General features: G+C 62.1%; 21 protein-coding genes and 9 tRNA genes. 14 read left to right on the forward strand and 16 right to left on the reverse strand.

Translation table 11 applies throughout. The annotated features are described in order from the left end of the window. Window positions 1-38: 38 nt before the first annotated feature. Together AACQ95_RS11435 and AACQ95_RS11440 are read left to right on the forward strand one after the other, a co-directional pair. Window positions 39-695, forward strand: coding sequence for a LysM-like peptidoglycan-binding domain-containing protein (locus tag AACQ95_RS11435; RefSeq protein WP_241278637.1), 657 nt, complete (start codon window positions 39-41; stop codon window positions 693-695). A 271-nt stretch (window positions 696-966) separates the two neighbouring features. After that, the gene (locus AACQ95_RS11440) at window positions 967-1,176 is read left to right on the forward strand and encodes a cold-shock protein (RefSeq protein WP_005327092.1); all 210 of its coding nucleotides are present in this window, start codon (window positions 967-969) and stop codon (window positions 1,174-1,176) included. Window positions 1,177-1,459: 283 nt separating this feature from the next. Here the strand turns inward: AACQ95_RS11440 and AACQ95_RS11445 are convergent. The 8 genes from AACQ95_RS11445 to orn form a co-directional block, all read right to left on the reverse strand. Then, window positions 1,460-1,535 (reverse strand) — tRNA-Gly (locus AACQ95_RS11445). Between the two features lie 25 nt (window positions 1,536-1,560). After that, window positions 1,561-1,636: transfer RNA gene (locus AACQ95_RS11450), tRNA-Gly, on the reverse strand. 25 nt (window positions 1,637-1,661) lie between these two features. After that, window positions 1,662-1,737, reverse strand: a tRNA-Gly gene (locus tag AACQ95_RS11455). 35 nt (window positions 1,738-1,772) lie between these two features. Next, window positions 1,773-1,848, reverse strand: a tRNA-Gly gene (locus tag AACQ95_RS11460). 36 nt (window positions 1,849-1,884) lie between these two features. Then, a tRNA-Gly gene (locus tag AACQ95_RS11465) sits at window positions 1,885-1,960 on the reverse strand. Between the two features lie 35 nt (window positions 1,961-1,995). Next, window positions 1,996-2,071: transfer RNA gene (locus AACQ95_RS11470), tRNA-Gly, on the reverse strand. A 36-nt stretch (window positions 2,072-2,107) separates the two neighbouring features. Then, window positions 2,108-2,183, reverse strand: a tRNA-Gly gene (locus AACQ95_RS11475). A 189-nt stretch (window positions 2,184-2,372) separates the two neighbouring features. After that, a complete protein-coding gene (gene orn, locus AACQ95_RS11480) occupies window positions 2,373-2,918 on the reverse strand; it encodes an oligoribonuclease (protein WP_241278638.1) in 546 nt (181 codons plus the stop codon). Window positions 2,919-3,009: 91 nt separating this feature from the next. On the opposite strand from orn, the gene rsgA reads away from it, so the two are divergent. From rsgA to AACQ95_RS11505, 5 genes are read left to right on the forward strand one after another with little or no spacing between them, the layout of a single operon-like run. Continuing rightward, a complete protein-coding gene (gene rsgA, locus AACQ95_RS11485) occupies window positions 3,010-4,044 on the forward strand; it encodes a small ribosomal subunit biogenesis GTPase RsgA (RefSeq protein WP_042870911.1) in 1,035 nt (344 codons plus the stop codon). A gap of 30 nt (window positions 4,045-4,074) precedes the next feature. Further along, window positions 4,075-4,947 (forward strand): archaetidylserine decarboxylase, encoded by an 873-nt coding sequence (gene asd, locus AACQ95_RS11490; protein WP_241278639.1) that lies wholly within the window; start codon window positions 4,075-4,077, stop codon window positions 4,945-4,947. After that, a complete protein-coding gene (locus AACQ95_RS11495) occupies window positions 4,944-5,213 on the forward strand; it encodes a VF530 family protein (protein WP_241278640.1) in 270 nt (89 codons plus the stop codon). Before asd ends, AACQ95_RS11495 begins: the two co-directional genes overlap by 4 nt. Then, window positions 5,203-5,466 carry a DUF2960 domain-containing protein gene (locus AACQ95_RS11500; RefSeq protein ID WP_043556263.1) on the forward strand — a complete coding sequence of 88 codons (264 nt, stop codon included), beginning with the start codon at window positions 5,203-5,205 and terminating at the stop codon, window positions 5,464-5,466. Before AACQ95_RS11495 ends, AACQ95_RS11500 begins: the two co-directional genes overlap by 11 nt. A 2-nt stretch (window positions 5,467-5,468) precedes the next feature. After that, window positions 5,469-5,867 carry a hypothetical protein gene (locus AACQ95_RS11505; protein WP_098982569.1) on the forward strand — a complete coding sequence of 133 codons (399 nt, stop codon included), beginning with the start codon at window positions 5,469-5,471 and terminating at the stop codon, window positions 5,865-5,867. Window positions 5,868-6,081: 214 nt separating this feature from the next. Here the strand turns inward: AACQ95_RS11505 and AACQ95_RS11510 are convergent, their stop codons facing one another. Then, window positions 6,082-6,576 carry a hypothetical protein gene (locus tag AACQ95_RS11510; RefSeq protein WP_017410927.1) on the reverse strand — a complete coding sequence of 165 codons (495 nt, stop codon included), beginning with the start codon at window positions 6,574-6,576 and terminating at the stop codon, window positions 6,082-6,084. Between the two features lie 171 nt (window positions 6,577-6,747). On the opposite strand from AACQ95_RS11510, the gene AACQ95_RS11515 reads away from it, so the two are divergent. After that, a complete protein-coding gene (locus AACQ95_RS11515; RefSeq protein WP_241278641.1) occupies window positions 6,748-8,721 on the forward strand; it encodes a sensor domain-containing protein in 1,974 nt (657 codons plus the stop codon). Between the two features lie 78 nt (window positions 8,722-8,799). On the opposite strand, the gene rraB is transcribed toward AACQ95_RS11515, so the two are convergent. Next, window positions 8,800-9,147 carry a ribonuclease E inhibitor RraB gene (rraB, locus tag AACQ95_RS11520; RefSeq protein WP_080741122.1) on the reverse strand — a complete coding sequence of 116 codons (348 nt, stop codon included), beginning with the start codon at window positions 9,145-9,147 and terminating at the stop codon, window positions 8,800-8,802. Window positions 9,148-9,599: 452 nt separating this feature from the next. Here rraB and AACQ95_RS11525 point away from each other — a divergent pair, with 452 nt between their 5' ends. From AACQ95_RS11525 to AACQ95_RS11545, 5 genes are all read left to right on the forward strand, one after another. Beyond that, entirely contained in the window at window positions 9,600-11,846 is a 2,247-nt protein-coding gene (locus AACQ95_RS11525; protein WP_241278642.1) for an immune inhibitor A domain-containing protein, read from the forward strand. 196 nt (window positions 11,847-12,042) lie between these two features. Continuing rightward, window positions 12,043-12,118: transfer RNA gene (locus AACQ95_RS11530), tRNA-Phe, on the forward strand. Between the two features lie 5 nt (window positions 12,119-12,123). Beyond that, window positions 12,124-12,199 (forward strand) — tRNA-Asn (locus AACQ95_RS11535). 409 nt (window positions 12,200-12,608) lie between these two features. Then, window positions 12,609-13,886, forward strand: a complete 1,278-nt coding sequence (locus AACQ95_RS11540; RefSeq protein WP_241278643.1) for an alpha/beta hydrolase — start codon at window positions 12,609-12,611, stop codon at window positions 13,884-13,886. Window positions 13,887-13,987: 101 nt separating this feature from the next. Then, window positions 13,988-17,548, forward strand: a complete 3,561-nt coding sequence (locus AACQ95_RS11545; RefSeq protein ID WP_241278644.1) for an ATP-binding cassette domain-containing protein — start codon at window positions 13,988-13,990, stop codon at window positions 17,546-17,548. Between the two features lie 53 nt (window positions 17,549-17,601). Here AACQ95_RS11545 and AACQ95_RS11550 read toward each other — a convergent pair whose 3' ends face one another. From AACQ95_RS11550 to trmB, 6 genes are all read right to left on the reverse strand, one after another. Continuing rightward, entirely contained in the window at window positions 17,602-17,811 is a 210-nt protein-coding gene (locus tag AACQ95_RS11550) for a YgdI/YgdR family lipoprotein (protein WP_042870938.1), read from the reverse strand. A 114-nt stretch (window positions 17,812-17,925) separates the two neighbouring features. After that, on the reverse strand, window positions 17,926-19,101 hold the full coding sequence (locus AACQ95_RS11555) for a S8 family peptidase (protein WP_098982550.1): 1,176 nt from the start codon (window positions 19,099-19,101) through the stop codon (window positions 17,926-17,928). A 116-nt stretch (window positions 19,102-19,217) separates the two neighbouring features. Continuing rightward, a complete protein-coding gene (locus AACQ95_RS11560; RefSeq protein WP_098982548.1) occupies window positions 19,218-20,513 on the reverse strand; it encodes a sulfurtransferase in 1,296 nt (431 codons plus the stop codon). Window positions 20,514-20,542: 29 nt separating this feature from the next. Further along, a complete protein-coding gene (gene glsB, locus AACQ95_RS11565) occupies window positions 20,543-21,463 on the reverse strand; it encodes a glutaminase B (RefSeq protein ID WP_172955285.1) in 921 nt (306 codons plus the stop codon). A gap of 117 nt (window positions 21,464-21,580) precedes the next feature. Next, window positions 21,581-21,913 (reverse strand): YggL family protein, encoded by a 333-nt coding sequence (locus tag AACQ95_RS11570; protein WP_042037566.1) that lies wholly within the window; start codon window positions 21,911-21,913, stop codon window positions 21,581-21,583. 31 nt (window positions 21,914-21,944) lie between these two features. Further along, complete coding sequence (trmB, locus tag AACQ95_RS11575) at window positions 21,945-22,658, reverse strand: tRNA (guanosine(46)-N7)-methyltransferase TrmB (RefSeq protein ID WP_098982542.1); 714 nt, start codon at window positions 22,656-22,658, stop codon at window positions 21,945-21,947. A gap of 350 nt (window positions 22,659-23,008) precedes the next feature. On the opposite strand from trmB, the gene AACQ95_RS11580 reads away from it, so the two are divergent. Continuing rightward, the gene (locus tag AACQ95_RS11580) at window positions 23,009-24,076 is read left to right on the forward strand and encodes a M28 family metallopeptidase (RefSeq protein WP_241278645.1); all 1,068 of its coding nucleotides are present in this window, start codon (window positions 23,009-23,011) and stop codon (window positions 24,074-24,076) included. Window positions 24,077-24,284: the final 208 nt, after the last annotated feature.

A 24,284-nucleotide genomic window follows, 5' to 3' on the forward strand; every position in this document is an offset into this window, starting at 1 on the left:
TTGCCTGATGGCAGGCAATGTAGTGAGAGGTAAATGCCGTGCCCACCCCGGACCGTCGCCCACGTGGCCATAACAGACGAGCCCAGCAGCGTCGCCAAGACGAATCACAAGGATCCCTGCTCCATCGTATCAATGCCGCTACCCTGCCCCTGCGCCAGCGCATAGGCCAGGGGATGCGTGGCCTTGGCCAGCGCGGCCAGGAGGCCAAAGCAGGCAAATTCAAGCTGACCAGCCCGCTGCCCCGCAAACACACCATAGGCCTGCTGGTCCTGGTGCCCATCTGGCTGCTGTTGCTGGCCTGGGAGCCCGCGCCTGCCGCCCCGAAAGTCGCCCCGTCCGGCTCGCTCGAGGTCCCCCTCGCCGTGCCCGCCCAGGCCCTGACGGCCGGCAATGGCAGCTCGACTGCAGCCAAGCCGGTCGAAGAGAAAGTGGACGGCACCTGGCTGCAACACGAGGTGCAGGCCGGCGAGACCCTCTACTCTATCTGGCGCAAGTTCGAGCTGCCGGGGGCCGAGCTCAGCCGGCTGATCGCCATCGAAGGGCCTGATCGCCCGCTGACCCGGCTGCAATCGGGCAAGTCGGTGTTCATCCTGATCGATGACAACCGCCGCATCCAGCGGGTCGAGATCCGCTCCTACGGTCAGGCCATCTATCGCTATGACCGACAGGGCGAAGGGTTCGCCCTCAAGGAGTGATGAAACGGGAGGCCATGGCCTCCCGTTTTTTTGACCTGACGCCATGAAATAAGCCGCTGACTTCACAATATTTTTAGCTTGCTCAAAAAATGAAAAGCGCCAAATTGACAAGGGATCGCGCTCACGTACAATCGTTTGTGCTTTAGACAGGGATTGTTCTACATGCTACTGGGACAAATTGACGTGGTCAGTCATGCTGCAACCCCTGATTTCTAGGCAAATGCTGCCCAACAAGGCTTAGTTTCATTTTGTTATAGATAGGACTTACCACATGTCTGACATTCGCACCGGCCAAGTAAAATGGTTCAATGAGACCAAGGGTTTTGGCTTTATCGAGCAATCCCAGGGACCGGACGTTTTCGTTCACTTCTCCTCCATCCAGAGCACAGGCTTCAAAACCCTGGCTGAAGGTCAAAAAGTCCAGTTCACTGTGACCCAGGGCAAAAAAGGCCCTCAGGCTGAGAACGTTACCCTGCTCTAAGCCACGCCAGTGAGCCTGTAGGAGGAGACTTGCTCCTCCTATTTTTTTGTCTGTCATTCCCCGCCCCGTATCAGGCGAGCCCTTCGCCGCCCTGACCTGCCCCTCCCCTCTCTCAAGCCGCCTACGCTCAGCTGCCGCCGCCATAGTCCATGGACCGAGGGCAATGACGGGAAAACGGCACAGGTGCTGACAAGCGGATATGGCAAAGCATCGCGGCGCGATACGGGATCTATTCGAAAGGGGATAAGAAAAAGAATGAACGACTAGGACTACGAAGAGAAATTGGAGCGGGAAACGAGACTCGAACTCGCGACCCCGACCTTGGCAAGGTCGTGCTCTACCAACTGAGCTATTCCCGCAACAGGATGTCACTTGCAAATGTGTTGGAGCGGGAAACGAGACTCGAACTCGCGACCCCGACCTTGGCAAGGTCGTGCTCTACCAACTGAGCTATTCCCGCAACAGGATGTCACATTGCAAATGTTTGGAGCGGGAAACGAGACTCGAACTCGCGACCCCGACCTTGGCAAGGTCGTGCTCTACCAACTGAGCTATTCCCGCAACATAAATGGTCGTTTTGCGCTGGTGAAGATGATTGGAGCGGGAAACGAGACTCGAACTCGCGACCCCGACCTTGGCAAGGTCGTGCTCTACCAACTGAGCTATTCCCGCATCGGGCTGGATTGAACCAGTTTCATCATCACATTTTGGAGCGGGAAACGAGACTCGAACTCGCGACCCCGACCTTGGCAAGGTCGTGCTCTACCAACTGAGCTATTCCCGCAACAGCGTTGTCATTTTGTGGCCTGTGAGGATGATTGGAGCGGGAAACGAGACTCGAACTCGCGACCCCGACCTTGGCAAGGTCGTGCTCTACCAACTGAGCTATTCCCGCATCGGGCTGGATTGAACCAGTTTCATCATCACAATTTGGAGCGGGAAACGAGACTCGAACTCGCGACCCCGACCTTGGCAAGGTCGTGCTCTACCAACTGAGCTATTCCCGCACACACCATAAAATGGCATCAAAACAAATCGTGCAGCATTTGGTTGCTTGCGCTACTGCACGGGAGCCGAATTATAAGAGCAGTCTTTCCAATTGCAAGGGCTTTTTCGTCTGGTTGCGCGCGTTCGCTCAAAAGCTGGCCGAACTGTCGATTTTAGCAACCGATCGATGGCAACTCCTTGCCTGGCACTCAGATCTTGAAGACATGGCTGCGATAGAAGCGCAACTCGGCGATGGATTCGCGGATGTCGTCCAGCGCCTGATGGGAGCCACTCTTGCTGAACTGATCCAGCAGTTCGGGCTGCCAGCGACGTACCAGCTCCTTGATGGTGCTGACGTCGACGTTGCGGTAATGGAAGAAGGCTTCCAGCTCGCCCATGTGCTTGACCATGAAGCGGCGATCCTGGCCTATGCTGTTGCCGCACAGCGGGCTGGTACGCTCCGGCACCCACTGGCGGATGAACGCGAGCGTCTCGGCCACGGCGCGGGCGTCGTCGTGCTGACTCGCCTTGACCCGGGCCACCAGCCCGCTCTTGGTATGGGTGTTGACGTTCCAGTCGTCCATCTTGGCCAGCTCTTCATCGCTCTGGTGGATGGCGATGACAGGCCCTTCGGCCAGCACGTTCAGATCCTTGTCGGTGACTATGGTGGCGATCTCCAGTACCACGTTCTCTTCGGGGTCCAGACCCGTCATCTCCATGTCGATCCATACCAGGTTCTGCGCGCTGACTGTCATGATTGCTCTCTCTATTGGGAGGAATGGCGGAATTTTGCCAATTTGCATGTATCATACTGGCTTTGGATCTGTTCATAAACTGGCGAATCGAGTGGCAAAGAAAGCAAAACTCAATCTGGGTCAACAAAGGCGCGTCCAGGCCAACCGCGAGCGGCGGCTGCAAAAAGATCACACTACTGTCGTGGATGACACCCTGTTTGGCCCGGCTATCGAAGGGGTAGTGATAAGCCGCTTCGGTCAGCATGCGGATGTGGAAGCCGTCGATGGCACCATACACCGCAGCAACCTGCGTCGCAGCAGCATCAGCAGCCTGGTGTGCGGCGACAAGGTGGTCTGGCGTCCCGGCCTCAATGCCGCGACCGCAGGGGTCATAGAGGCGGTGCATCCGCGCCACTCTGTGTTGACCCGGCCGGACTTCTACGACGGGGTCAAACCCATCGCCGCCAACATAGACCAGATCATCATCGTCTCGGCGGTGATGCCGGAGTTCTCCACCAACATCGTCGACCGCTATCTGGTGGCCGCCGAGGATGTGGAGATCCAGCCGCTCATAGTGCTGAACAAGGTCGACATGCTCGATGCCGCGGCCCGTGCCCGCATCGATAGCCAGCTCGACCCCTATCGCAAGCTGGGCTACCAGGTGATCCTGGTCAGCTGCGAGAGCGGCGAAGGGCTGGATGAGCTCAAGGCCCAGTTCGAAGGCAAGATCAGCATCTTCGTCGGCCAGTCCGGGGTGGGCAAATCGTCGCTCACCAACGCCTTGATGCCGGGGCTGGATGTGCTCACCGGCGAGATCTCCGAAAACTCGGGACTCGGTACGCACACCACCACCACGGCGCGGCTCTATCACTTCCCGAGCGGCGGCGATCTGATCGATTCCCCCGGGATCCGCGAGTTCGCCCTCTGGCATCTGGAAGCCGATCGCATCACCTGGTGCTTCATCGAGTTCCGCGACTACCTGGGTGGTTGCCGATTCCGCGACTGCACCCACAAGGACGATCCCGGCTGTGCCCTGCGCGCGGCGGTCGACCGTGGCGACATCAGCGCCGATCGCTTCCACAATTATCACCGCATCCTGGAAACCATGCAGGAAGCCCGCCACGGTCGGCAACAGGCCCGGCTGTGACCCATTCAACTTATTATTTCGATGAAGATCATGAGCATCACTGACAACCTGAAAATTGCCGGTCAATACTGCCTGCCCAAACACGCCCTCTCCCGTCTGGTAGGCAAGCTGGCGGCTGCCGAAGCCGGCAACCTCACCACCAAGGTGATAGAGGCGTTTATCAAGCAGTACGGCGTCGACATGAGCGAGGCGCTGCACGAGAGTCCGGCCCACTACAAGAGCTTCAACCAGTTCTTCACCCGTGAGCTCAAGCCGGGGATACGTCCGCTGGTAGAGGATGCCATGACTCTGGCCCTGCCGGTGGACGGCACCGTCAGCCAGCTCGGCCCCATCCATCAGGGTCGCATCATCCAGGCCAAGGGCCACGACTACAGCGCCCGTGAACTGCTGGGTGGCTATGAGGATCTGGTGGCGCCGTTCAAGGATGGCGACTTTGCCACCATCTATCTGGCGCCCAAGGATTACCACCGCATCCACATGCCGCTGGACGGCGTGCTGGAGAGCATGGTGTTCGTGCCGGGGGATCTCTTCTCCGTCAACCCGCTCACCGCCGAGAAGGTACCGAACCTGTTCGCCCGCAACGAACGGGTGGTCGCCACCTTCCGCACCCCCCATGGTCCCATGGCGCTGGTGCTGGTTGGTGCCACTATAGTCGCGAGTATCGAGACCATCTGGGCCGGCAACATAGCGCCGACCAAGCAGAAGGAAGTAGTGCGCTGGGATTACAGCGGCGATGAGGCCATCACACTGCAAAAAGGGGCCGAGATGGGCCTGTTCAAGCTCGGCAGTACAGTCGTCTGCCTGTTTGGCCCCGGCATGCTGGCCGGCTTCGAGCCGCATCTGGCCAATGGCGTCACCACCCGCATGGGTCAACCCTTTGCCACCTTGGCGGCCAAGGCATGAGTGAGCAGCCAGGCGCCTCGCAACCAAAGAACCCGCTGCACGGGCTGACCCTGGAGGCGATCGTCACCGCCCTGGTCGAGCACTATGGCTGGGAAGAGCTGGGACAGCAGATCAACATCCGCTGCTTCACTGACGCTCCCAGCATCAAGTCCAGTCTGAAGTTCTTGCGCAAGACTCCCTGGGCCCGGGAGAAGGTCGAAAGCCTCTATCTCTATGTCCAGCGCAAGCAAGCCAAATCGAAGAAGGAAGGGCCAGATGGCGTTTAAGATCACCTACACCTACAAAAAACAGACCAAAGAGCTCGGCTACGCGAACGACAAGTTCCGCAGCATCTACGACGCCATTGCCGCCGCCGAAGGGCTGGATCTCGCCAGCTTCCACGCCATGGAGGCCCAGCTGGCACAGGTCTGCCGCCGCGACAAGAAGAGCGTGAAGGATTACCAGGAGAACTACTTCAAGGAGCTGGGTTTCTCCAACATCGTCATCGAACGGGACAATCTCGAAGACAAGCAGGAGTAAGCATGCGCACTCTGACTCTGATGGCCGCCTCCCTGCTGCTGGCGGCCTGCAGTACCCCGACCCAGCATATGGTCGGCAATGATCAGGATATCCACGGCTGTCGTGCCAGCGCCGGTTATCAATGGTCAGCGCTGACCAACCAGTGCGTGCGTCTGTTCGAGCAGGCGGTGCGGCTGCAATCCCTCGAGGCGAATGAAACCGGCAGCGCCTTCGTGCTGTTCAACGCCGACCAGAGCCAGGCCGAACTGACCCTGCCAAGCGGTGAGCAGACCCGCCTGACCCGGCAAGGAGACGAGGGCAACTGGTCCTGGCAGGGCGGCGCCTATCAGCTCTTCCCCTGGAAGGGTTATCTGCTCAAATCCGGCGAGCAGGCACTGTTTCACGGTGACAGCGCTCTCTGATTGCCAGCCCATGTCATCACAACGCCCCGGTTCCTGCCGGGGCGTTTTTTTATGGCTGGTCGCACCATGCTGGCATGCGGGAGTGGCAGCCAGGATAAGCGGATGGCGGCATTCCCCACCTTGCGGCACACGGCCACAAAAACAAACACCCCGTTGCAGGCAACGGGGTGTTTGGTGCGAGCCGCCAGGCAAGCGGGCGGCTGACAGAGGCGGATCAGTTGCCCAGGGTAGAGAACAGGCTCTGTTCCAGGCTGCCGCGAGAGACGCAGACCGGGGTGATGGAGGGTGCCAGCACGCGCTCGCCGGAGGATTCGACGAAGTAGAGCTGGGTGTTGCCCTTGACGTTGACGGTCGCCACGCTGTTGTTGCCGCTCTGGGTGATGATCAGGTTGATCTGCAGATTGGGGTTGCCCAGCGCCACTTTGGAACCCATGGTGCCGCAATCCAGCCACTCCAGGCCATCGGCCGAGTTCTCGACATTGGCGGTCATCAAGCCTGAGCCGCGCTGGCTGTTCTCGATGTTGAGGCCGTGATCGCCAAACCACTTCTCGGCGCGGGCCCACACCAGATCCACCGGGATCTGCATCTCCTGGGTGTTGTTGGTCGCCTTGGCAACCGGCGGGGTATAGCGGTACTGCTCGCCGCCATTGTTGTCGCTGGCACAACCGGCCATCAACAGGGCCAGTGCTACTCCCACAATCTTTTTCATGCTGCTTCTCTCATCCATATAATCCGGCCATAGGCCAACCGGCGGCTATTATGGCGTCAGCGACACAGACTGTCAGCAGAGATCGACAGAAATGCATCAGCCTTAACCCAAGCTTTACAAAACCAGCCTGCTATCATAGATTTGCTCGAAATTTCCCCCGTGAGTGTCTGCGTGAATTCCTTGCTCACCCTGACTCTGCTGCAGCAGATCATCGATCAGTTACCCATGAATATCTTCTGCCGGGATACGGCCGGACGCTACCTGTTTGCCAACCGGGTCTTTACGGAGCAGGCGGGCCTGTTGCAACCGGCGGATCTCATCGGCAAGACGGACGCGGACATGCCGTGGGGCGACATCTTTCGGGAAGAGGATCAGCAGCTGCTGACGGATGGCAAGCCCCTGCTCTATCAGCAGTTGCACTGCCACAGCGGCGATGCCACCAGCTGGATGGAGATCCACAAGATCCCGCTCTATGACGAGCAGGGCAAGCCGGTCGCCCTGTTCGGCATGGTCAACGAGATTGGTCAGCGCAAGGAGCTGGAGCAGACCTTCCGTCAGCAACAGCTGCTGCAGCGCCGCCTGCTGGACGCCATCCCGGATCCCATCCGGCTGGAGGATCATCAGGGCCTGCTCATCGACTGCAATCAGGCCTTTCTCGACTTCATGGGCATGGTGGCGAGCGAGGCGCTCGGCCAGCGGGTGGCTCACCGCCTCTCCACCGAGCTGCCGATGGGGCGCGGTGAATACTGTCTGGTGGATGCCAGCGGCCAGGGCCGCTACCTGGAGGTCACCCGGGTCGATGTGCCGGACGACGAGGGCAACTCCCTCGGCATCCTGACGTTGAGCCGAGACATCACAGGGCTGCGCACCACCCAGGCCCAGCTGCAGCAGGAGCAGCACTACGACAGCCTGACCGGCCTGCTCAAACTCTCCCACTTTCTGCAGACCAGCCGCCATCTCGGCGCCCGCAAGGCCAGCCTGCTGCTGGTCGACCTGCAACACTTTCGCGAGATCAACGACCGCTTCGGCATCCGGGTGGCCGATCGTCTGCTGAGTCAGGTGGCCCGTCGCCTGCAACAGCTGGCTCCACCCCAGTCGCTGGTGTGCCGGGTCGCCGCCGACGACTTCGCCATGCTGCTGCCCGAGCTGACCGAACCGCTGGCCGACTGGAGCCGCCGCCTGCAAGGGGAGCTGATGGTGCCCTATCAGGTCGAGGAGCACAGGATCCAGATCCCGGTGTTCCTCGGTATAGCCCACGGCAAGGCCAACGATGCGGAGCGGCTGCTGAGCCATGCCGAGGCCGCGCTGGCCCAGGGCAAGCGTCAGCAGCAGCACTGCACCCTGTTCGATCCCGAACTCGACGCCAAACTCAAGCGCCGTCAGCTGATCGCGGCCCAGCTGCCGCTGGCCATCAAGTCGGGTCAGCTCACCGCCGTCTACCAGCCCATCATCAGCACCCGCAACAATCAGCTGCACGGGGCCGAGCTGCTCTGCCGCTGGCCTCACCCCGAGCTCGGCATGATCTCGCCGGATGAATTCATCCCGCTGGCGGAGGAGCTGGGGCTCATCGGCCAGCTCGGCCAGCGCATGCTGGAACAGGGCTGCGCCCAGCTGGCGCGCTGGCAGGCGGCGGCGCCGGATCTGGTGCTCTCCATCAACCTGTCACCGCTGCAATTTCGCGATCCCGAGCTCTGCCCGCAGATCTTCGCCTGCATCGAGCGCCACGGCCTGGCCCCCTGGCAACTGGAGCTGGAGATCACCGAAGGGGTGCTGATGGAAAACGCCGACGAGATCGAGAGCAACCTGGCCAACCTGATCGAGGCGGGATTCCAGCTCGCCATCGATGACTTCGGCACGGGTTACTGCTCGCTCGCCTACCTGCCGAGGCTGCAGGTAGCCACCCTCAAGCTGGACCGCAGCTTCACCCAGGGGCTGGCCACCAACCAGGCCACCACCGCCATAGTGCGCTCCGTCATAGGTCTGGGTCACGAGCTGGGGATCAGGATCACTGCCGAAGGGGTCGAAACCCCAGAACAGCAGGCCTGGCTGGTGCAGGCCGGTTGCGATCGGCTGCAGGGCTACCTGTTCAGCCGCCCCCTGCCCCCCGACGAGTTTGCCCGCAGCTACCAGCTGCCCGGCGCCTGACCGCCAGCCAGCGAAAAGGCCACCCAGAGGGTGGCCTTTTGCTTGTCAGGCAGACAGTCAGCTGTGCTTCAAGCCAGATTACTCCTGGAAGTAGGTGCCCCAGCCGTCGTAGTCCACGCCGTATTTCTGAAGGATAGGCAGCATTTTTTCGATGTCGGCGACTATGGTCTCGATCTCCAGCTTGCACTCGACGGTGGCGTCGAAGCAGAAGATGGGGGCGCCGTCATCCAGCTCCATCTCTTCGGCATCTGTCACTTCAAAACCGGCCTTGAACAGGTCGACGGCGGCCTTCTCCAGTTGATCGAAATCCTGGCAGGCGAAGTGGTGCTCAATCTCGTATTCCAGATCCGGGTTGCTGCCATCGGCCAGCAACTCGTTGACGATGGCGGTGGTCTCTGCACGCCACTCTTGCATATCAAGACTCATATTAACCCCAGATGGTACTTGGTTGGTGTCAAATGCCGTCGGCCACAGGGTGCCTGTTCAGACTCGCTGCACCCCGGGCGGCATAGTTGCGGCAAAGCATACCCGCAGAGCGCATCCGGCTCAATGCGGCAAACCAAGATAGCGGGTCCGCCACGGCCACCCCAAATGGGGTGCCATCACAAAAGGTTAATAAAGTGTAATCTGCCACCGCCCGCATCATGTCCCATACGGAACTTCACCAGAGAGGTCGCCAGCGGCATAACGCAATCGAAAAGCACTTTAATATCAGTACTATCAACCAGCCTGAACACGGTGACAAGGCCAGGCCCGGGGTGTATCAAGGGACGCGGGCGGAGCACTGCCCGTACGGAAAGAGGAGCCAGCAGGGCTCCCTTTTTATCATGTGAAGGAGCACATAGATAATGCCTAAAAAAACAATAATGAGCCTGGTCATGGGCTCAACCCTTATGATTGGAAACCACGCCATGGCCGCCCCGGTGCATGGCCCGTTCGATGCCCCTCTGGCGGACGAGGTGAAGGTGCTGGAGATGCTCAAAAAGAGCGGCCGCATCCCGACCCTGGCCTCTCCCGAGATGGAACAGGCTGCCCTGACCAGCTTCTACCGCGAAAAGTCACGGGCCTACAACGGCAGCAGTGGCACCCTGGCGGTGAAAGAGGGCAAGGTGCGGGAGACCATCCTCAAGAAGATCCGCTTCAATGGCACGGCCCGTCCCGGCGATCGGGTGCCCACCCTGCTGCTCAAGGCCATCGAGAAGGAGCACTACCAGGGCCAGATGCGCAAGGACAAGATCCTCGCCATCCTGGTGGACTTCCCCGACTACCCGAAGAACAGCGTCAGCCCCGAACTCACCAAGATGTACTACCCGGATTACACCCAGGCGCACTACAACGACCTGCTGTTCTCCGACAAGGGCTATGCCGGCCCGAACGGCGAGAAGTTCATCTCCATGCGCCAGTTCTACGAGCAGCAATCCGGCAAGAGCTACAGCGTGCGCGGTCAGGTGGCGGGCTGGTATACCGCCAGCAAGAATGCCGCCTACTACGGTGCCAACGCCACCCCGAACACCATACGGGACCTGGTGAAGGAGGCGCTGGTCCAGGTAGCGAACGACCCCGCCATCGATCTGGCCCAGTTTGACCAGGAGGATCGCTACGATCTGAACGGCAACGGCAACCGGGACGAGCCGGACGGCCTCATCGACCACCTGATGATCTTCCACTCCAGCGTCGGTGAAGAGGCTGGCGGCGGCGATCTCGGCGAGGATGCCATCTGGGCACACCGCTGGAACCTGGGTGCCCCCTTCCCCATCCCTGGCACCAGCAGCCCGCACGGCAGCTTCGGCGGCCAGTTTGCGGCCTACGACTACACCATTCAGCCCATAGATGCGGCGGCCGGGGTCTGTGCCCACGAATATGGCCACGATCTGGGGCTGCCGGACGAGTACGACACCAAGTACACCGGCAAGGGGGAGCCGGTGGCTACCTGGTCCATCATGTCCTCCGGCTCCTGGGCCGGGGTCATAGGCGGCACAGAGCCGACCGGTTTCTCCGCCTGGGCCAAGGAGTTCCTGCAGGCCTCCCTCGGCGGCAACTGGCTGCATGGCAGCAATGTGCAGCTCGCCGACCTCAGCCCCCGCGGCAACGTCTACATGCTGGATCAGGCCAACGACAAGGGTCGCAACGACGACGTGGTGCGCATCAACCTGCCCGCCAAGCAGATCCCGCTCAACCCGCCCTACGCCGGCCAGTACGAATACCACGGCGGCAAGGCCAACAACCTGGACAACCGCATGAGCCTCAAGCTGGATCTGGGCGGCAGGCAGAGCGCCAGCCTGGCGTTCAAGGCCTGGTATCAGATTGAAGAGGGATATGACTACGCCAGGGTGCTGGTCAACGGCCAACCCATCGCGGGCAACCTGACCACCAGCGACGATCCGAACGGCGTCGGCTTCGGCGTCGGCATCACGGGCAACTCCAATGGCTGGACCGATGCCGAGTTCGACCTGACCCCCTGGGCCGGTCAGCAGATCACCCTGACCCTGCAATACCAGAGCGATGGCGGCGTGGCCGAAAACGGCCTGTTCGTGGATGAGCTCCAGGTGGCTGCCGATGGTGAGGTGCTGCTGAGCGACGGGGCCGAGGGCAGTTCTGCCTTTACCCTGGCCGGCTTCGTGAAGAGCAACGGCAACGAGGCCAAGGATCACTACTACCTGGCCGAGTGGCGCAACCACGCCGGAGTCGACAAGGGGCTGGCCCACATCAATGTGGCCGATCAGCTGATGCGCTACGAGCCGGGCATGCTGCTCTGGTACGTGGACAACAGCCAGGCCAACAACTGGGTGGGAACCCATCCGGGTGAGGGCTTCCTCGGGGTGGTGGATGCGGATCAGCGCACCCTTATGTGGAGCGATGGGGCCGTGGCCGGTACTCGCTACCAGATCCACGATGCCACCTTCAGCCTGGGCTTCCAGCAACCCCTCAACCTCAAGCACCCGAGCGGTTCCTTGCTGCGCGACTTCTGGATCACCCCGAACCGGGTGTTCAAGGATTCCCGCAGCTACCAGAGCAAGGAGATCCCGGATGCCGGTCGTCTGCTGCCCGAGTATGGCCTCAAGATCAGCGTCACAGGCCAGGCCCGTGACATGAGCACAGGCAGGATCATCGTCAGCCGTCATTGAGTCATGACACTGGCGTTCAGGGGGCCTCAGGCCCCCTTTTTCATGGCAGCAAGCGGGCAAGACAGCACAACAGGGCACGAATGAGGGCAAAAACGGATGACAAGCGGGCAAATCGTTCGGTTATCGAGCGAACGGTGCAGCAATCTGCGCCCTGCGGTTGACACCCGAACGCAGAAAGGGTTTAATGCGCGCCGTTGCCCAGATAGCTCAGTCGGTAGAGCAGGGGATTGAAAATCCCCGTGTCGGCGGTTCGATTCCGTCTCTGGGCACCAATAATTCCTCCTTAGTTCAGTCGGTAGAACGGCGGACTGTTAATCCGTATGTCGCTGGTTCAAGTCCAGCAGGAGGAGCCAAATTTGAAAAGCCCGCTCATCGAGCGGGCTTTTTTCATTCCGGTCAGCTGCCGTTGCAGGCCGCCAATAGCAGCGTTGCCCCACAGGTGGCGCTAAACAGCCACAGGCCCGTTTGCAACACCCCCTCCGGATCCACCTCTTTTTCTCTTTTCCTGAATCGTATCCACTTAGGCTTCATCGAGCCCACCTCAACCTGTTGCGGCGCGTATCCCCTGCCCAGCTCGGCAGGCGAGCCATCTTTGTGTAACCGCCAGCCAGCGTCAACTCCCTTCTCGACAATAAATTCATCAGCCAGACGCCCGCGTCCCGGCTCATGACAATGTTAACAATTTGGAAAACCGGCGTGACCCATACCCACGCCAGGGCTATGATGAGGCCGACGATTTTCCTACCCTCAGGGAGACCCAAGATGAGCAGCCCCTTGCGTTACGTGCTGGACGGCATCCATTGCGAACCACACTTCTTCACCGTGCCCCTCGACCACCAGCAGCCGGACGACGAGGAGACGCTCACCCTGTTTGGTCGCACCCTCTGCCGCCAGGACAGACTGGACGACGAGCTGCCCTGGTTGCTGTTCCTGCAGGGAGGCCCCGGCTTTGGCGCCCCGCGCCCGACCGCCGACAGCGGCTGGCTCAAGCGGGCCCTGCAGGAATTTCGGGTATTGCTGCTCGATCAGCGCGGCACGGGTCACTCGGCCCCCATCAGCGCCGATGCGCTGGCCCAGCTCACGGCCCGGCAGCAGGCTGATTATCTCAACCACTTTCGCGCCGACAGCATAGTGCGCGACGCGGAATGCATTCGCGAGATCTTGAGCCCGGAGCGCCCCTGGAGCCTGCTCGGCCAGAGCTTCGGCGGCTTTTGCAGCCTCACCTATCTCTCCCTGTTCCCGGACAGCCTGCACGAGGTCTACCTCACCGGCGGCGTGGCCCCCATAGGCCGCAGTGCAGATGAGGTCTACCGCGCCACCTATCAACGGGTGGCGGACAAGAACCGCGCCTTCTTCGCCCGCTTCCCCCATGCCCAGGCCATCGCCAACCGGCTGGCCAATCACCTGCACCGCCACGAGGTACGCCTGCCCAACGGCCAGCGTCTGACGGTGGAGCAGTTGCAGCTGCAGGGGCTGGATCTCGGCGCCAGCGGCGCCTTCGAGGAGCTCTACTACCTGCTGGAAGACGCCTTCATCGGCGAGCGGCTCAACCCCGCCTTCCTCTATCAGGTACAAGCCATGCAGCCGTTCAACACCAATCCGGTGTTCGCCATACTGCATGAGTCCATCTACGCCGAAGGGGGCGCCAGCAACTGGGCGGCCGAGCGGGTCAGAGGCGAGTACCCGGCACTGGCCTGGGCGCCCGGCAAAGACTTCGCCTTCACCGGCGAGATGATCTTCCCCTGGATGTTCGAGCAGTTCCGCGAGCTGATCCCCTTGAAAGAAGCCGCCCACCTGCTGGCCAAGAAGGCCGATTGGGGGCCGCTCTACGACCCGGCGCAACTGGCCCGCAACACTGTGCCTGTGGCTTGCGCCGTCTATGCCGAAGACATGTATGTGGAGTTCGACTACAGCCGCGAGACCCTCAAGGGGCTTGGCAACAGCCGCGCCTGGATCACCAATGAATACGAGCACAACGGCCTGCGGGTCGATGGCGAGCAGATCCTGGACCGACTCATCCGCTTGAACCGGGATCGCTGATCCCGACCGGGCGACGAGCCCGCTGCCATAACACCATAATATCGAGGGCGGCCCATGAGTCGCCCCGCTCCCTGGAAGCAGCACAATAATAAGGACACCCATTGGATCACCCGGAAATCTCGGCCGGCTGGCTGAGCCGCCTCTTCTATCACTGGACGGGCCCGCTGCAACGCAAGGGGCTGAAAGAGCCCCAGGTCGGCCTCGACGACCTCTATCCCCTGCTGCCGGAAGACAGACGCGATGGCAGGGCCGATGCCTTCCTTCGACTCACAGCCCGCGCGCCTGTGCGTCCCTGGCCCATCACCGCCTTTATCTGGCGCCATTACAAGGGGCGGATTGGCCTGCTCACCCTGTTGCAACTGCTCGGCATGCTGGCGACCCTGGCCAGCCCCTGGCTGCTCAACCACAGCATGACCCAGCTCGGCGCGGGCGCCCCCACGGAGCAGAAATTGCTGCTGGCCTTCGCCCTGTTTGCCTCTGTGCTGGCCGCCGGCATGCTGGCGGAGCACTCGCTGCAGCTGGCGCTCAAGATGCACGTTCCCATTCGCCGTCTGCTGGCCGAAGCCCTGCTCGCCAAGGTGATGAAGCTCGGCGGCAAGAGCTTCGACGACAGGGCCGGTGGCCGGGTGCAGAACCTCATCAACCGGGACGTGTGGGACATTACTTGGATTCTTGCGGACCCCGCCATGCCGCTCACCATGGCACTGCAGCTGCTCGGCACCATAGCCCTGCTGGTGTGGCAGGTGGGCAGCGCGGGTCTGGTAGGCTTTGCGGTGCTCACCCTGCTGCTGCTCATCTCCACCCGGGTGGTGCGGCGGATGAACCAGCAGGAGCAGCAGCTCAAGCGCCAGCAGGACGAGCGCAACGGCATACTGGCGGAATACATCAAGAAGCTGCGGCTGGTGCGCCAGAACGGGCTCGGCGCCTTCTTCACCCGCGCGGCCAACAACAAGCGCCAGCAGGAGCTGGGGGTGCTGGGTCGGGTGCTCAAGCTCGACGCCATCAACGAGAGCCTGATGCTGAGCACGCCGCTGCTGGTGACGCTCGCCACCTTCACCACCTATCTGATGTCGGGACAGAGCCTGACTCTGCCCCAGGTGTTCACCACCATAGCCCTGTTCGCCGTGCTGCGGATCCCCATGATGCGGCTGCCCTATCTCATCCGCACCCTGATCAACTTCAACACCGGCTTCAACCGGCTGTGCGAATTCCTCAACAGCCCGGAGCAGCACAGGGATCTGACAGATGCCAGCCTGCCCGTCGGCAGCCTGCAGATCCAGGACGTCACCGCCCTGCACCAGCAAAAAACTGTGCTGCAGGGGGCCAGCCTCATCATACAGCCGGGGGAACTGGTGGGGATCACGGGCACCACCGGGGCCGGCAAGAGCTGCCTGCTGCACCTCATCGCCGGCTTTGACGACAGTTTCGAGGGGGAGATCCGCCGTCACGGCCGGGTCGCCCACCTGGGCCACAAGCCCTGGCTGATGAACGACACCATCCGCAACAACATCCTGTTCGGCCAGCCCTGGCACGGCGAGCGCTATCGCTGGGTGCTGGGGGCCTGCGCCCTCGGCGCCGATCTCGGCCTGCTCAGCCACGGCGATCAGACCCTGGTGGGGGAGCTGGGCACCCGCCTCTCCGGCGGCCAGCAGCAGCGGGTCGCCCTGGCCCGCGCCCTCTATGCCCAGGCCGACATACTGCTGCTGGACAACCCCCTCTCGGCGCTGGATCCCATCGTCTCGGCCCAGGTGCTGGAGCAGGGGCTCGCCTTCAAGCCGGGACCGACCCGGCTGCTGGTGAGCCACGACCCTGACGTGCTGGCCCACTGCGATCGGGTGATCCGCATCGAGCAGGGCCAGTTGGTGGAGCTCGATGCCCACCAGCTGGCGGACCTCATCCAGCATCCGCTCCCTGCCCCCATGGTGGCCCCCCAGGAAGCGGAACAGTTCAACGAAGAGAAGGTGGTGGAAGGCAAGGTGGACTGGGGCCTGTTCGGCTTCATGTGGCAGCGCCTCGCCGCCCCTGGCGCCATCCTGATCGCCCTGCTGCTCACCCTGGGTCAGGAGGGGCTGCGCATCGCCTCGGATCTCTGGCTCGGCGGCAAGGCCGGCCTCACCGAGGTGAGCGAGCTGCTCGGCATCTATGTGCTGCTGGGGGCCGGCTCCCTCACCTGCATCATGGTGGTGCGGATCATCAACTACAAGCTGGGGCTCAAGCTGGCCTGGACCCTGTTCGACGGCATGCTGAGCCGCATCAGCCGCGCCCCCATGGCCTTCTTCGACAAGGTGCCCCAGGGACGCATCCTCAACCGCTTCGATCGGGATCTCGGGGAGGCGCAGGAGATACTGCTGTCCATGCTGATGGGGCTGTTCGGCATGCTCATCTCCGTGCTGCTGCAGGTGGTGGTGATCGGCGTCAACATGCCGCTGCTGCTGCTCATCGCCCCCCTGGTGGGCTGGGCGCTCTACGTGCTGCAGCGACGCTACCGGGCGGTGCAGCTCAAGCTGCGGCGGCAGGCATCCGTGCTGCGCTCGCCGCTCTACATCAGCATCAGCGAGACCATCCGCGGCGCCCCCGCCCTGCGTCTGGCCGGAGCCGAGCGCTTCGCGCTGGATCAGGTGCTGCTGCACTATGACAACAACCTGCGCAGCTGGTACACCACCACCTCCATCAACCGCTGGCTCGGCATGCACCAGACCCTGCTCTCCGCCGCCCTGGTGGGCGCGGTGGCGCTGATGGTGGCCTTTGGCAACAGCTCGCTGCTGGGGGCCGTGGCCATCACCTACGCCTTTACCGCCTCGGCCATGCTCAACTCCCTCATTCGCACCTTCGCCGAGGTGGAGCAGGTGATGAATGCGGTGGAGCGGGTGCGCGAGTACAGCGAAATCGAGAGCGAACGCCAGCATGGGGAAGCGCTGGCGACGCCCCATCCCAGGGTACGCTTCGACAACCTGGGACTGCGCTATCCGGAAGCCAGCCAATGGGCCCTGCACAAGGTGAACTTCGAACTGGCCCCCGGCGAGAAGGTCGGCGTGTGCGGGCGCACCGGCGCGGGCAAGAGCTCGCTGCTCGGGGTGCTGCAGGCCATGTACCCGGCCTCCCAGGGAGAGATCCATTACGGCGATCAGCCGCTGTCCCGGCTTGCACCGGAGGCGGTGCGCGATCTCTACGACACAGTCTCCCAGACGCCTCTCACCTTCTTCGGCACCCTGCGCGCCAACCTGGCGCCGCTGACCGAGCAGGATGACGAGGCGCTGGAGCAGGCGCTGGCCCGGGTCGGGCTGGCCGAGCGCTGCGCCGGCCGGCTGGACGAGGATCTCGACAAGCTGCAGCTCTCCGCCGGCGAGACCCAGCTGCTGGTGATCGCCCGCATCCTGCTGTCACGCCGTCCGCTCATAGTACTGGACGAGGCGACCTCGGATCTCGATCACGGCGGCATGCGCAAGATGGCGGAGCTACTCTATCGCTACCGGCCCGAGGCCAGCTATCTGGTGATCGCCCACCATCTGGAGCCGCTGCTGTCGGTGGACAAGGTGGTGGTGATGGAGGCGGGAACCGTGGTGGAACAGGGCTCGCCGGTCAGCCTGCTGGCCAACTCCCACTCCCGCTTCCATCAGCTGTTCGTGGGCCAGGTCAATCGGCAGGTGGCCCAGATAAGCTGAGGCCGAAAATAACAAGGGCTGCTCGCGGGCAGCCCTTGTTCTTTGGTGGAGCCTCAACGCTCCATGATCTGGGTGACGTCGTCCTTCTTGATCATCACCTCCCGCCCTTCGGTATCGTAATAGCGGTACATGCCGGTGCTCTCATCCAGCTTGGGCTTGCTGTCGGTGGTGATCATCTTCCCGTCCTTGGTACTCATGATGTATTGAGAGCTACACGCCACGAGTCCCAGTGCACACACCAGGATCATCATCAGTTGCTTCATCGCCTGTCTCGTCTCCCTCTTCACCCTCACCACGAGGATGGTGACTGAAGCCTAGCTCAACCCCATTGCCCCGGAAAAACAGATTGCCGGAACGGGATCCATGTCAAAAATCAGCTACTTACGACCACCCGGCTTGCCACTGCCCCCGGTGCCCGGGCCGCAGCCGAGCGCCAGCCGATCCGCCGCGGCCCTGGCCTGTACCAGGCCATAGCCATAGCTGTTGTCGCGCCCAGGCGCCCCCAGATCCTGAGCACTGCTGCGCAGGGTCTGGCGCAGCTGATCGTTGCTGCACTCCAGCCGCTGTGACCAGGCCAAAGCGGCGACCCCGACCACGTGCGGCGTCGCCATCGAGGTGCCGCTGTAGTTGGCATAGCCGGTCGGCACGGTGGAGAGCACGGCGACGCCGGGGGCTGCCAGCTCCACCTGATCGTTGCGTTGAGAGAAGTACGCCAGCTGCTTGTTGGCATCGATGGCGGCCACGCTCACCACGCTGCCATAGGAGGCCGGGTAGGATTTGCTGGTATTACCCGCGTTGCCTGCCGCCGCCACGCTCAGCACGTTCTGGCCATAGGCCTGATTGAAGGCCTGCTCCTCCGTCTTGCTGGGCACATTGCCCCCCAGACTCATGTTGATGACCATGCGGGTAAAGCCGCGACTGGTCATCCCCTGCTTGCAGGCGTTGAGGGCCCCCACCAGGTTCGAGGTATAGGCCCAGCCGTTGGCGCCGAACACCTTGATGATGTGCAGCGGCACGCTCTGGTTTGGCAGTACCCCGACCACGCCTATGTCGTTGCCCCCCACGGCGGCTATGGTGCCCGCCACATGGGTGCCGTGCCCGTTCTCGTCGCTGCTCCAGCTGCCGGTGCCTGCGTTGTCACTGCCCTGCACCTGAGCCCCGTGGGGCAGATCCGGGTGGGCGCCGCTGTAGCCTGAATCTATGATGCACACCAGCACCTCTCCCGCCGCCGCGTCACTGAGCAGTGGAGCCTGCACCATGGGAATGCCGTAGGGCAGGGTCTCGGCGCTGGTGTAGCGTTTGGCATCCGGCTCGACCCACAACACCTTGGGGTTGCGGGCCAGGGCCGCGGCCGCCACCTGGGGCAACCAGAGCGCCAGCGCATGCTGCTCAGGCAGCTGCAATGCCAGCTCGCCGCCCATTCCCTTGCTCTGGGCCAGCACAGCCGCCTCGGCACCCGCTGCCATCTGCACCAGATAGCGGGCCCGCTCGGCGGCCATGGCGCCCTGCCCCAGCACGCCTGCCACCAGCAGGCCTATCCATATCCGTCTCATAGGTCACTCCTTGCATCGACCTGATTGTCACTCGCAAAGTGTAGTGCCCGGCTGGCGCAGGCCCGAGCGGATACAAAAAGGCCGGACATCTGTCCGGCCTCGTTATCACTATTGGCTCATTGCTTGGCGGGTTGACGCTCGCCGGTCACGATGGGGTTCTTGGGATCCGAGCTCCACTCATACCAGCCGCCGTCGTAGACGCTGATCCGCTTCCAGTCCATCAGCCAGGCGTAGAAGAAGGCCTCGGAGGCGCGCCAGCCGGTACCGCAGTAGAAGGCGGCCTGCTGGGCAGGCTCGATATTCCACTCGTCCCACATGGTGAGGATCTCCCCGGCCGGCTTCATGGTGCCATCCGGGTTGTGGAAATCGCTCATGCTGTTGGCATCCACACCGCCGCGACCCCACTTGGCCCCCGGGATGTCGCCCTTCGGCTTGATGTAGCTGTAGCCGGAGGTGTTGCCGACGAACTCGTCCCAGGTACGCACGCTGACCAGGGCGCCATCGGGCTGCTTGAGCAGCGCCTTGGCCTGGCTCAGGGTGGTGTAGTACTCGGGATGGGCCGGAATGGCGACCCCAAACTCCTTCACCGGCTCATATTTGTTGGGCAGGCCGGTCTCGGTGCGCAGATGCTGCACGAACCAGGCATCCAGACCACCGTCCAGCAGACGCACGTCCTGCACGCCGGCATACATCATCAGATGCGCCGCGCGGGCTGCCGCCATGGTGTTGCGACCATAGAGGATGACGGTGGTGTCGTGACGGATGCCGTTCTCCAGCAGCAGCGTCTTGAGCGCCTCGTCAGAAACCTTGTTCCACAGCGGCTCCTCTTCCAGACGGTTGGTATCTATGTAGCCGGCCCCCGGGATGTGGCTCAGCAGGTAGGCCTTGGGTGAACCCCAATCCACCTCGAACAGCTTCCAGTCCCCTTTCGGCGCCGCCGCGACCGGCTTGCCTTCCTGCAGATCTGCCAGCCAGCGCGGATAGACCAGCTGCTGCCATCGCACCAGATGCTCGCGCGGCGCGGCTTGCCAGCCTTGCAGCTCGAACAGCTGCTTGATGCCCTGCTTGCGCAGCATGCGGGCCACTTCGGCCACTTCCCGCGGCGCGCCATAGAGGGCGACCGGACGATCGGCTTTCAGGCCCTTGATCTCGAGCGCCTTGGGCCACTCGTCATCGCTGTATTTCCAGTCGGCGGAGAGGTTCTCGGCGCCAGCCACATGGCCGCCCTGTTTCTCGCCTTCCATCGGCCAGCCCTGATAGAAGTGGCTGGCACGGGTGTCCAGCATGACCGCCTGCTTGCTCTTGGCGTCGGCCAGCGAGAGCGGCGGCAATTCGGCGGCAAAGGCGGGCAGTGCGCACCAGAGCAGTAAGGTCGCCAGCGCGGCCTGCAGGAAGCGAAGATGTCGTTTCATGGTGATGTCTCGATTCATAGTGAACAGGGTTAAAAAATGGAGCGGCCCAGCCGCTCGGCCAGCAGCTCCAGCGCCGCCGTTCCCGCCAGCGAGTTGCCCGCCTTGTTGAGCTCGGGCGACCAGACACAGATGCAGAGCTCACCGGGGATGAGCGCCATGATACCCCCTCCGACCCCGGATTTGCCCGGCATACCGACCCGATAGGCAAAATCACCGGCCTCGTCATAGAGGCCGCAGGTGGCGAGCAGCGCATTGACCTGCTTGGTGGTGCGAGCCGGCAACAGCGGCGTGCTCTCGCCAAGCGGCAGCCCGCGATTGGCCAGATAGAGGAAAGTACGCGCCAGATCGACGCAGCTCATGCGAATGGCACAGGCATTGAAGTAGCTCTGCAACACCTTGTCCACTTCATTCTCGAAGTTGCCATAGGCCTTCATCAGATAGGCGATGGCCGCATTGCGGGCAGAGTGCTGGTATTCGGAGCGCGCCACCACCTGATCCGCCATGATGGCCGGATTGCCACAGAGGCGACGCACCAGCTCCAGGGTGCGCTGGCGCGGGGCCGTGAGCCGGGTCTCCAGCAGATCGCTCACCACCAGGGCACCGGCATTGATGAAGGGATTGCGGGGAATGCCGTGCTCGAACTCCAGCTGCACCAGGGAGTTGAACGGCTGGCCGGAGGGCTCCTTGCCGACCCGGGCCCAGATCTCCTCTTCCTGATAGAGGGTGAGGGCCAGGGTCAGGCTCAGGGCCTTGGAGATACTCTGGATGGAGAAGGGCTCGAAGGCGTCACCTGCGGTGAACAGCTCCCCCTCCACGGTACAGACGGCAATGCCGAGCCGGTCGGCCGGCACCCGGGCCAGGGCGGGAATGTAGTCGGCCACCTTGCCCTGTCCGAGCAGCGGGCGCACCTCTGCCAGAATGCTGGCCAGTAATTCGGATGACAACACCATAAAGGATTCCATGACTAAAACGGGTGTGGAGATCCCATCCCCACCGACAAAAATCCCGCCAGCGGCGGGACTTGTCTATCTACCCACAACAAGGCGCCTGCAACAGGCGACCGAGTCTCAGGCCGGTTCACCGTACCAGAGGTCGAACAGCTCGGTGACCACCACGGCTTCCATCCCCTTGCTTTCCAGCCAGGATTTGACGACGGCGCGGTCTTCTTCGGTACATTTGCCCAGTTGCTGAGTGCAGATCATCCCTTCCCAGGCCAGGTGGCCTGAACCGGCGAAAGCCAGTCTACGGGGTTCAACAACCTCATCGATCATCGCATCGACTACTGTATCGATGGTCGCTTCGGCAGTGCCGACCGGGAAGTTGAAACTGATGTCGAATCCCATTTCCTGGAATTCGTCGACTCGCAGTTTCTTACGCAGACGGCGGCTACGATTGGCCATGATAGCTCCTTAGGTTAGTTGACTCGTTAAATTAGTTAACGCGTTTGAAAATCAGATCCCAAACCCCGTGGCCCAGACGATGGCCCCGTTGTTCGAATTTGGTCAGCGGACGCCAGTCGGGACGAGCCACCCAGTTGCCGGTGGCGGAGGTGTTCTCGTAACCCTCGGCGATGCTCATCACTTCCAGCATGTGTTCGGCATAGTTTTCCCAGTCGGTGGCCATGTGGAACACGCCACCTATGGCCAGCTTCTGGCGGATATCCTGGGCAAAGGCCGGCTGCACTATGCGGCGCTTGTGGTGACGGCTCTTGTGCCAGGGATCCGGGAAGAACAGCTGCAGGCAGGCAAGCGAGCCGTTCGGGATCATGTGCTCCAGCACTTCCACCGCGTCGTGGCAGATGACCTTGAGATTGGTGACGCCAGCTTCCTGGGCTGTGCCGAGGCAGGCACCCACGCCCGGCGAGTGTACCTCGATGCCGATGAAGTTTTTCTCGGGGGCATTCTTGGCCATCTCCACCAGGGAGGCGCCCATGCCGAAGCCTATTTCCAGCACCACAGGGGCCTCACGGCCAAACAGGGCGACCAGATCGAGGGGCGCTGGCGCGAAATCGATACCCATGACCGGCCAGAGCTCTTCCAGAGCCTTCTCCTGCCCTTTGGTCAGGCGGCCTTCGCGACGGACAAAGCTGCGGATCTTGCGCATGAACTTGCCGTCTTCGTTAAATACATCTTGGGTCACAGGCATAATCAAATTGCTCGTTATTGCATCGGTCTGGGTCACAGACGACAGGAATGAATTGTTCGTTATTTCATCACCCAGAGTCACTGACGACATGAATGAATTGCTCGTTGCTTCATCACCCTGAGTCACGGATCTCGTGGATGAATGGCGCGTTATTTCATCAATGCGCGAAACTGGGTAGCGAATTATCCCAAGATAGGCCCAAGGCGCAAGTGTTTCGCGAAACAAATCCCCCGTCCCTGACCAATTCCGCCACAAGGATTGACAAATGCCACCCCGTTCACAGAATCTGCCGGGCGCCGGGCGCATGCTGGCCTGCGCAAATAAAACCATACACAACAAAGGATTGCAGTATGAAACACACAGCATTGGCGTTTGCCATCACAGCCCTGCTGGCAGGGTGCAACACCTCCACCAATGATTCGCAGGCCCCCACCGCCGCCGAGCAGGCCTATGAGTATCTGGTGCAGTTGAGCTCGACCGCCGAAGGGATCGGGGCCAGACCCACTGGCTCAGAGGCCGAGACCCGCGCCGCCGCCTGGATCCAGGATCACCTGGCGGGCTGGGGCTACGAGGTGCAAAACCAGCCGTTAACCTACACCAAGAGCGGGGCCAGCAAGACCTCCCAGAACCTCATCGCCGAGCTCAAGGGCCAGAGCGACAAGGTGATCCTGATCGGCGCCCACTACGACAGCACGGGCGACAAGAAGGGTTCTGAAGGGGCAACCGACAACGGTGCCGGCGTCGCTGCCCTGCTGGCAGTGGCCGAGGCGCTCAAGGGGCAGACCCTGCCCTACACGGTGCGCTTCGCCTTCTTCGGCGCGGAGGAGAACGGCCTCAACGGCTCCAAGGCCTATGCCGCCAGCCTGGACAGCACCGCCATTGCCCGCCTGCTGGCCATGGTGAACTACGACACCATAGCCGGGGGCGACATCGTCTACGTCCACTCGGCCCACTCCGACGTGGCCGAGTACAACTGCGCCGATCCGAGCCGCTACAGCTTCGACCCCAAGGTGCGGGATCGCCTGCTGGCCGTCTCCAAGCTGACCGCCACCCCGTTTGCCATCCACCCCAGCTACGCCGGCTATCCGGAAGGGGAGACAGGCAGCTGGTCGGATCATGCGCCCTTTGCCTGCCTGGGGGTGCCCATCGCCTACGTGGAGGCCACCAACTTCACCATCAACGGGGCGGATGGCTATGACGGCTACTCCCAGACCACCAATCCGGCGCTGTGGGACTGCTACGACGACGCCACCAAGAGCGCCTGCGACCGGGACAGCGAGACCCAGTGGGGCAAGATCTGGCATACCCAGTACGACCGCCTCGACAAGATGGCCGAACTGTTCCCGGGCCGGGTGGAGCAACAGCTCAGCGCCAACACGGATCTGATGATCCGCTTCCTCAAGGAGCCGGGCCTGTAACGCCGGCGACTCGTCAATGGCGCGCGCTGGCCCGGGACCAATTCAGGGCTTTTTGCGCTCCACGGCCGCCCCCGGCCGATAAAATTCGGGCAGGTGCCAAACCTGCCCTTTTTTATCGATTTTTGTTACAGCCATTGCCTCATTTTTTAAATCTGATACAAACGGATAACCTGGCGGTCGAATGGAGCGACCGCTCACCATGCCAGAG

This window comes from Aeromonas sp. MR19 (assembly GCF_963899305.1).
Classification (GTDB): domain Bacteria; phylum Pseudomonadota; class Gammaproteobacteria; order Enterobacterales; family Aeromonadaceae; genus Aeromonas; species Aeromonas bestiarum.

Bases quoted from the DNA above. Each gene is read 5' to 3' on its own strand.
- AACQ95_RS11440 (WP_005327092.1), top strand. From the start codon at position 967: ATGTCTGACATTCGCACCGGCCAAGTAAAATGGTTCAATGAGACCAAG.
- orn (WP_241278638.1), bottom strand. From the start codon at position 2,918: ATGACAGTCAGCGCGCAGAACCTGGTATGGATCGACATGGAGATGACG.
- asd (WP_241278639.1), top strand. From the start codon at position 4,075: ATGAGCATCACTGACAACCTGAAAATTGCCGGTCAATACTGCCTGCCC.
- AACQ95_RS11495 (WP_241278640.1), top strand. From the start codon at position 4,944: ATGAGTGAGCAGCCAGGCGCCTCGCAACCAAAGAACCCGCTGCACGGG.
- AACQ95_RS11500 (WP_043556263.1), top strand. From the start codon at position 5,203: ATGGCGTTTAAGATCACCTACACCTACAAAAAACAGACCAAAGAGCTC.
- AACQ95_RS11505 (WP_098982569.1), top strand. From the start codon at position 5,469: ATGCGCACTCTGACTCTGATGGCCGCCTCCCTGCTGCTGGCGGCCTGC.
- AACQ95_RS11510 (WP_017410927.1), bottom strand. From the start codon at position 6,576: ATGAAAAAGATTGTGGGAGTAGCACTGGCCCTGTTGATGGCCGGTTGT.
- rraB (WP_080741122.1), bottom strand. From the start codon at position 9,147: ATGAGTCTTGATATGCAAGAGTGGCGTGCAGAGACCACCGCCATCGTC.
- AACQ95_RS11525 (WP_241278642.1), top strand. From the start codon at position 9,600: ATGGGCTCAACCCTTATGATTGGAAACCACGCCATGGCCGCCCCGGTG.
- AACQ95_RS11540 (WP_241278643.1), top strand. From the start codon at position 12,609: ATGAGCAGCCCCTTGCGTTACGTGCTGGACGGCATCCATTGCGAACCA.
- AACQ95_RS11550 (WP_042870938.1), bottom strand. From the start codon at position 17,811: ATGAAGCAACTGATGATGATCCTGGTGTGTGCACTGGGACTCGTGGCG.
- AACQ95_RS11555 (WP_098982550.1), bottom strand. From the start codon at position 19,101: ATGAGACGGATATGGATAGGCCTGCTGGTGGCAGGCGTGCTGGGGCAG.
- AACQ95_RS11560 (WP_098982548.1), bottom strand. From the start codon at position 20,513: ATGAAACGACATCTTCGCTTCCTGCAGGCCGCGCTGGCGACCTTACTG.
- glsB (WP_172955285.1), bottom strand. From the start codon at position 21,463: ATGGTGTTGTCATCCGAATTACTGGCCAGCATTCTGGCAGAGGTGCGC.
- AACQ95_RS11570 (WP_042037566.1), bottom strand. From the start codon at position 21,913: ATGGCCAATCGTAGCCGCCGTCTGCGTAAGAAACTGCGAGTCGACGAA.
- trmB (WP_098982542.1), bottom strand. From the start codon at position 22,658: ATGCCTGTGACCCAAGATGTATTTAACGAAGACGGCAAGTTCATGCGC.
- AACQ95_RS11580 (WP_241278645.1), top strand. From the start codon at position 23,009: ATGAAACACACAGCATTGGCGTTTGCCATCACAGCCCTGCTGGCAGGG.